A 6,328-nucleotide genomic window follows, 5' to 3' on the forward strand; every position below is an offset into this window, starting at 1 on the left:
GGCGATGACATTTTTTCACGCCCTTGCGATAAGACGCGAAAGACCGCGTGAACCGCGGCAGAGAGCAGCTGTGCAAATGAGGGCAGGATGCGCCATCTTACCAAGATACTCCTGGGGCTGATGCTGGTTCTGGCGGTCGCCTGTTCGCGCACGCCCCCGCGCGCAACCGTCGGCACCGGTCCGGTCTATGTGTCCGGCACCGTGCCGCAGCTTGGCGACAGCAAGCCGCATGAGTGGCGCAACGGGCACCCCTATAACCATCAGGTCCACGGCATCGATATCTCGCGCTGGCAGGGCGATATCGACTGGGGCCGGGTGCGTGGCGCCGGGATCAGCTTTGCCTTCATCAAGGCAACCGAAGGCGGTGATCACAGCGATCCGGCCTTCCCGCGCTACTGGCGCGAGGCGGCTGCCGCCCGCGTCCCGCGCGGCGCCTATCACTATTACTATTTCTGCCGCTCGGGGGCCGAACAGGCGCGCTGGTTCATCCGCAACGTCCCGCGCGAACGCGGCGCGCTGCCCCCGGTTCTGGATCTCGAATGGACCAATTCGCGGACCTGCCCCGGACGCCCCGGCCCGGCCGAAATCAAGCGCGAGGCGAACATCTTCCTCGACATCGTCGGGCGCCATTACGGTCAGCGCCCGATCATCTACACCACGGTCGATTTCTACCGCGAGAACCAGCTGGGCGACATGCGGGCGGAATTCTGGCTGCGCTCGGTCGCCGATCACCCGCGCATGACCTATCCGGGCCAACGCTGGGCCTTCTGGCAATATACCGGCACCGGCACGGTGCCGGGCATCAAGGGGAACGTGGATCTGAACGCCTTTGCCGGCACGACTGCGGATTGGGCAAGATGGTTGTCGATGCGCCTGACGCGGTGAGGCCGCGTCCCTGGCTGGCGGTCGAATTCGCGGCGCTCTATATCGGGGCGCCGCTGGCCATTGCCTTCCTGCTGCCCCCGCATCGCATGTTCACGGCGCTGTTCCTGTTCAGCATCGCCGGCCTGCTGCTGCTGTGGCGGACCGGCGGCTTTCAGTGGCGCAACCTGATTCGCGGCCGCCGGATGCCCTGGTGGGAGGTACTGGGCATCGCCGTCGCAACTCTGGGTGCGGGTGTGGTCATCCTGTCGCTGAGCCGTCCCGAGGCGCTGTTTGCGATGCTGCGCGCCCGGCCTGAATTCCTGCTGCTGATCTGGTGTTTCTACCCGATTCTGTCGGCGTTGCCGCAGGAACTGATCTTCCGGCCGCTGTTCTTTCACCGCTATGGCGCATTGATGCCCTCGGGCAAGGCGGCGATCGCCGTCAATGCCGCGATCTTCTCCTTTGCGCATCTGATGTACTGGTCATGGGTGGTGTCGGCGATGACCTTTGTCGGCGGCTGGTTCTTCGCCCGCGCCTATCTGCGCCACGGATTCCCCGCCGCATGGATGCTGCATGCCGTGGCCGGGAATATTCTGTTTGCGGTCGGAATGGGCTATTATTTCTACAGTGGCAATGTGGTGCGCCCCTTCTAGGAGGCCGGTATGGCAGGAGTGACGGGAATCGGCGGCCTGTTCTTTCGCGCCCGCGATCCGCAGGCGCTGGCCGAATGGTATGACCTGCATCTGGGGATCGGCTTTCGGGACGGGGCGCCGTGGCATCAGGCGGCCGGGCCGACGGTCTTCGCGCCATTCGACGGCGATACGGACTACTTTCCCGCCGACCGGCAATGGATGCTGAACCTGCGGGTCGAGGATCTGGCCGGCCTGATCGCAAGGCTGCAGACCGCGGGCATCCATGTCGAGACCCGGCCCGGCGAATGGGACAGCGAGGTCGGCCGCTTCGCCCGCATTCACGATCCCGAAGGAAATCCGATCGAACTGTGGCAGCCGCGGGCCTGAGCGCTGCCCTCAGGATCGGACCGAGCATGGGATACCTCCGCTGCCCGGATGCCACGACGGTGCGGCGGGCTTGTCAAGACAGGCCCGCGCCGCCTTGACTTTGCGGGCTTGGCGGTTTGTATCGGCCCGACCCGATCAAGGAGCCGATGATGCACGCCTATCGCAGCCATACCTGCGCCGATCTGACCGCCGCCCATGCCGGCGAGACTGTCCGTCTGTCGGGCTGGGTCCATCGCGTGCGCGATCATGGCGGCGTGCTGTTCGTCGATCTGCGCGACCATTACGGCATGACGCAGGTGCTGGCCGACAGCGACTCGCCCGCCTTTGCCGCCATGGAAAAGCTGCGGGCGGAAACCGTGATCCGCATCGACGGCCGGGTCAAGCTGCGCGATGCCGCGCTGGTCAACCCGAAGCTGCCGACCGGCGAGATCGAGGTCTATGCGACCGATCTGGAAATCCTCGGCCCGGCGGACGAACTGCCGCTGCCGGTTTTCGGCGATCTGGACTATCCCGAGGAAACCCGTCTCGCCTATCGCTTCCTCGATCTGCGGCGCGAGTCGCTGCATGACAACATCATGCTGCGCAGCAAGGTGGTCCGCAGCTTGCGCAACCGCATGTGGGATACCGGCTTTACCGAGTTCCAGACCCCGATCATCACCGCCTCCAGCCCCGAGGGGGCGCGCGACTTCCTGGTGCCCTCGCGGCTGCATCCGGGCAAGTTCTATGCGCTGCCACAGGCGCCGCAGCAGTTCAAGCAATTGATCATGGTCGCGGGCTTCGACCGCTATTTCCAGATCGCGCCCTGTTTCCGCGACGAGGATCCGCGCGCCGACCGCTCGCCCACGGATTTCTATCAGCTTGATGTCGAGATGAGCTTTGTCGAGCAGGAGGATGTCTTTGCCGCCATCCAGCCGGTCATTCAGGGCCTGTTCGAGGAATTCGGGGCTGGCCGCCGCGTCGATACCGACTGGCCGCGCATCCCCTTTGCCGAAGCCATGCTGAAATACGGCAGCGACAAGCCCGACCTGCGCAACCCGATCGAGATGCAGGTGGTCAGCGACCATTTCCGCGACTCGGGCTTTGCCATCTTCGCCAAGCTCTTGGAGCAGGAAGGCACCGAAGTCCGCGCCATTCCCGCGCCGACCGGCGGCAGCCGCAAGTTCGCCGACCGCATGAACGCCTTCGCGCAGAAGGAAGGGCTGCCGGGGATGGGGTATATTTTTTGGCGCAAGGTTGAAAAGTCCGCTGATGAGATCGCCGAAGAAGAAGCCGAATATGCTGAAATGCGGAAGAATCCAAATTTCAATATTTTTGGTGATTCTGAGCCGACTATCGCGCGCTTTAAGACCGAGGCCGCCGGCCCCATCGCCAAAAATATAGGTCTCGAACGCACTGAGGCGATCCGCCAGCAGCTTGGACTGGGAGTAGGCGACGCGGCCTTCTTCCTCGGCGGCAAGCCCGAGGCCTTCGAGGCCGTCGCCGGACGCGCCCGCAACGAGATCGGCCGCGAACTGGGCCTGACCGACGAGAACCAGTTCAAATTCGCCTGGATCGTCGATTTCCCGATGTATGAGAAGACCGACGAGGGCAAGATCGACTTTTCCCACAACCCGTTCTCGATGCCGCAGGGCGGGATGGCGGCGCTGGAGGGTGATCCGCTGGCGGTCCGGGGCTATCAGTACGATCTGGCCTGCAACGGCTATGAACTGGTCTCGGGCGCGATCCGCAACCACAAGCCCGAGATCATGTTCAAGGCGTTCGAACTGGCGGGCTACCCGGCCTCCGAGGTCGAGAAGCGGTTCGGCGGCATGGTCAAGGCCTTCCGCTATGGCGCGCCGCCGCATGGCGGCTGCGCGGCCGGCATCGACCGGATCGTCATGCTGCTGGCCGATGAGGTGAACATCCGCGAGGTCATCATGTTCCCGATGAACCAGCGGGCCGAGGATCTGATGATGGGCGCGCCGTCCGAGCCCACCAATGAGCAGTTGCGCGAATTGCGCCTGCGGGTCCTGCCCAAGGAATGATCTGACAGGCTGCGGGCCTCGGGCGACCAGGGTTCGCGCCGCGGGTGACGGTCTTGGTCAGATCGCCTCAAGGGCGGCGAGGGCGGCCACAACCCGCTCCCGCTCGGTTTCCGGCAGCGGCAGGATCGGGCGCGGCGGCTGCGCCTCGGTCAGCCCGAGGATCCCGGTGGCCATATGTACGACACGCAGGCTGCCGAATTGCCGGAACAGTTCCCAAAGCGGCCCGAAGGCGGCGTCCAGCCGCCCGGTCTGTGCGGCATCGCCGGCCATGGCGGCGCGTCCCAATCGCAGGAAAGGCTCGGGTAGCAGGCCGGCCGCGACGCTGAAAAAGCCGTCGGCCCCGGCCAGCAGCGAGGCCGCAGCGCCCCAGTCGCCGCTGTGACCGATCACGAAACCGGCAGGAAGGGCGTCGCGCAGCCGGGCGATCTCGGCGCCGAAATCGCCATCGGCCGGCAGTGGCATCTTGACCGCGCCGATCCCGGGCAGTTGCGCCAGCCGTTCCAGCAGCGGCAGCGAAAAGCTGAAATGGGTGGTCGAGGGGTTGTTGTAGATGCAGATCGGCAGGTCAGATGCTTCGGTGACTGCGGCAAAATGCTGGTAGACCTCATCCTCGGTCAGGGGCGTGTAGCTGACCGGCGCCAGCAGCAGCCCAGCGGCCCCCGCCCCTCCGGCATGGGTGGCCAGGGCCTGCGCCTCATCGGTGCGCAATGCGCCCACCCCGACGATGACCGGCACCGCCCCGCCGATCTCGTCAAGGGCGACCTCGAGGATGCGCTGACGCTCGGTGCGGTTCAGATAGGCATAGCCTCCGGTGCTGCCCAGAAGGCCGACGGAATCAACGCCCGCAATACGCAGCCGCTGCAGCAGGGTGCGCAAAGCGGCCGCATCTGCCCGACCCATGGGATCGGCAGGTGTGATCGGAAAGGCCGAAAGACCACGGAAGACGGACATGATGGCAGCCCCATTGGTTTATTCGCCAGATGATCCCGAACCGCCCGGAAAGACAAGCGTACCCGGCCGGCCCTACGGCGCAACTTCGGGCGGGACGACGGGAAACCCGGCTGATGTCAGGTCGGCGGCAGGGGGCCGGGGGCTACTTGCGCCAGCGGTCCAGTTGCACGACCTCGCCGCCGCCGGGCGGTCCGTCATCAGGGCTGTGATCGTCGTCGCCGTCTTCCCCGGCGAAATCCTCGTCCGCTTCGTCCTCGTCGTCATCCTCGCTGTCCTGCGTTTCGAAGCGCAGGCCGAATTCGACCGAAGGGTCGACGAAGGTGCGCAGCGCGTCGAAGGGGATGCGCAGCGGCTCGGGCGAGTTGCCGAAGTTCAGGGTGATGGTGAAGCCCTCGTCATCGACAGTCAGATTGTCGAACCAGTGCTGGATGACGATGGTCATTTCCTCGGGATAGCGGTCGCGCAGCCAGTCGGCCATCTCGACGCCGTCTTCGCGGGTGTCGAAGGTGATGAAGAAGTGATGCTCGCCCGGCAGGCCGTTCCGTGCGACATCCTCCAGCACGTTGGCGATCAGCCCCTGCATCGCCCGATGCATCATTCCGCCGTAGTCGATCTCCGATCGCGCCATCCGGTTACCCCTGTTTCTTGGGGCCAGCATAGGCATATGGCGGACGATGAAAAGAGGCCTGTTCCGGTCCGAGGGCCGATTTTCCGGCGCGTGGACGGCGGCGGATACCGGCACCGCATCGCCGGGCGCCCAGACGCGGGGCGGTGCCGGGGGCGTCATGCGCGGAAGGTGCAGGATTCTGTTGCCAGGCTCCTGCGGGCCCCGCCTTAGGCTGCTAGGCATAAGGACTTAGGTTTCGGTTACCCGAGCTGCTTACGCAGCCAGAGCGACCGGAGCACGGTTGTCGTTGGCAACTGTACTTTGCGCACCGATAACGGTGGTAGCTCACCGGGACAAAGCAAACCCCTTTAGACGTTCGTCGATCCTGTTTCGGCCCCATGTTCCCCCAACGAAGGGTGATGGTGGAGCCGCCGGGTACCGCCCCCGGGTCCGATCCGCTTATTACGAGCGCGTTTATGTCCATAGTCCGGCTTGCGCCGAACAGAATGAATATAGGATCCGTATCGCCGGGTCGCAAGATGGGGCTGGCTGGCCGGTGCAGGGTCGCGCCGATGCGATGAGAAAGACCTGCCTTGCATGGTGCGGCTGATCAGTCGCGCCCTGGTCGACGCCTTCGTGCCCGCCTGCCGCTGGTATTCCTTTGCTGATCGGGCGGGGAATACGCCTTGGCTCAGCCAAGCAGGAGGAACTTCCCGTGAATAGGTCATGATTTGACTTTCCATGTATCGGATACAAACCACCGGCTTTCAGCCGGTCCGCTTCAGCGTTTTTGTCGATGATCTCCTCTCCCGGATTTGAAGCCGCCAGAGGCGGTATGGCTTCAAATCCGGGAGAGGAGATCA

The 6,328-nt window shown here is 64.6% G+C and carries 6 protein-coding genes and 1 other RNA gene; 4 read left to right on the forward strand and 3 right to left on the reverse strand.

The window, feature by feature from the left end:
- Positions 1 to 87 precede the first annotated feature (87 nt).
- The 4 genes from KNW02_RS10065 (at position 88) to aspS (ending at position 3,907) form a co-directional block, all read left to right on the forward strand.
- On the forward strand, positions 88 to 885 hold the full coding sequence (locus tag KNW02_RS10065; protein ID WP_216033140.1) for a glycoside hydrolase family 25 protein: 798 nt from the start codon (positions 88 to 90) through the stop codon (positions 883 to 885).
- Entirely contained in the window at positions 882 to 1,517 is a 636-nt protein-coding gene (locus tag KNW02_RS10070; protein ID WP_348524709.1) for a CPBP family intramembrane glutamic endopeptidase, read from the forward strand. The genes KNW02_RS10065 and KNW02_RS10070 overlap by 4 nt, the downstream gene beginning before the upstream one ends.
- 9 nt (positions 1,518 to 1,526) lie before the next feature.
- Positions 1,527 to 1,883: a VOC family protein gene (locus KNW02_RS10075; RefSeq protein WP_216033141.1), complete on the forward strand. Its 357-nt coding sequence runs from the start codon at positions 1,527 to 1,529 to the stop codon at positions 1,881 to 1,883.
- A 149-nt stretch (positions 1,884 to 2,032) separates the two neighbouring features.
- A complete protein-coding gene (gene aspS, locus KNW02_RS10080; protein ID WP_216033150.1) occupies positions 2,033 to 3,907 on the forward strand; it encodes an aspartate--tRNA ligase in 1,875 nt (624 codons plus the stop codon).
- Between the two features lie 57 nt (positions 3,908 to 3,964).
- Here aspS and KNW02_RS10085 read toward each other — a convergent pair whose 3' ends face one another.
- From KNW02_RS10085 to ssrA, 3 genes are all read right to left on the reverse strand, one after another.
- Positions 3,965 to 4,858 (reverse strand): dihydrodipicolinate synthase family protein, encoded by an 894-nt coding sequence (locus KNW02_RS10085; protein WP_216033142.1) that lies wholly within the window; start codon positions 4,856 to 4,858, stop codon positions 3,965 to 3,967.
- Positions 4,859 to 5,000: 142 nt separating this feature from the next.
- Entirely contained in the window at positions 5,001 to 5,486 is a 486-nt protein-coding gene (locus KNW02_RS10090; protein WP_216033143.1) for an SspB family protein, read from the reverse strand.
- 167 nt (positions 5,487 to 5,653) lie between these two features.
- Positions 5,654 to 6,007, reverse strand: a transfer-messenger RNA (tmRNA) gene (gene ssrA / locus KNW02_RS10095).
- Between the last annotated feature and the right edge of the window lie 321 nt (positions 6,008 to 6,328).

Origin of the sequence: Paracoccus marinaquae, from assembly GCF_018860165.1 — a bacterium.
Classification (GTDB): domain Bacteria; phylum Pseudomonadota; class Alphaproteobacteria; order Rhodobacterales; family Rhodobacteraceae; genus Paracoccus; species Paracoccus marinaquae.

What these genes read in the sequence shown, in the direction of transcription:
- KNW02_RS10085 (WP_216033142.1), bottom strand. Translation starts at nt 4,858, where the DNA reads ATGTCCGTCTTCCGTGGTCTTTCGGCCTTTCCGATCACACCTGCCGAT.
- KNW02_RS10090 (WP_216033143.1), bottom strand. Translation starts at nt 5,486, where the DNA reads ATGGCGCGATCGGAGATCGACTACGGCGGAATGATGCATCGGGCGATG.
- KNW02_RS10075 (WP_216033141.1), top strand. Translation starts at nt 1,527, where the DNA reads ATGGCAGGAGTGACGGGAATCGGCGGCCTGTTCTTTCGCGCCCGCGAT.
- aspS (WP_216033150.1), top strand. Translation starts at nt 2,033, where the DNA reads ATGCACGCCTATCGCAGCCATACCTGCGCCGATCTGACCGCCGCCCAT.
- KNW02_RS10065 (WP_216033140.1), top strand. Translation starts at nt 88, where the DNA reads ATGCGCCATCTTACCAAGATACTCCTGGGGCTGATGCTGGTTCTGGCG.